We start from the raw sequence: 423 nt of genomic DNA, 5'->3' as shown, positions 1-423 counted from the left end.
TGTCTCTTCAACGAATTCCTGATGCGCCAGCTTGGTCACGAAGATCACACGTCCGCTCATGAGCAGCTCAGCGTCAATGCATTCGTGGAACCAGCGCTCGCGCACCACGCCCTGCCACTCGAAATACCGGGCGAAATACGTGTTTGCGTAGGCGTTGGAATCCTTCAGATAGACATCGAAGGCGTGCTGGAACGTCTGCTGCGCAGAAATGGCTTTGGGCAGCTCGGCATTGCGCAGATAGTGGTTGACGACTGTGGCAATGGATTGGCCTGTCGGCATCGCATACTCCAAGAATGGATTTGGCTGCTGGCGGCAGCCGCGCATGCGCGGTGGTCCCGCGCATGTGTCCATTCTTCCGATGCACTTGCCATTGCGTAACAAGGCAATGGCGTAGCCCTACGAACGGGCGGTCTACTCCCGGCC

General features: G+C 57.9%; 1 protein-coding gene. It reads right to left on the bottom strand.

Annotated elements, in window-relative coordinates; all coding sequences use genetic code 11:
- On the bottom strand, positions 1-324 hold a 324-nt coding region (locus D7Y13_RS43605), incomplete at its 3' end, for an acyl-CoA thioesterase family protein (protein WP_208734686.1).
- Positions 325-423: the final 99 nt, after the last annotated feature.

This window comes from Corallococcus praedator, from assembly GCF_003612125.1.
Classification (GTDB): domain Bacteria; phylum Myxococcota; class Myxococcia; order Myxococcales; family Myxococcaceae; genus Corallococcus; species Corallococcus praedator.
Note: the sequence above shows the minus strand (reverse complement) of the source record. Positions and strands in the feature narration are given on the sequence as shown.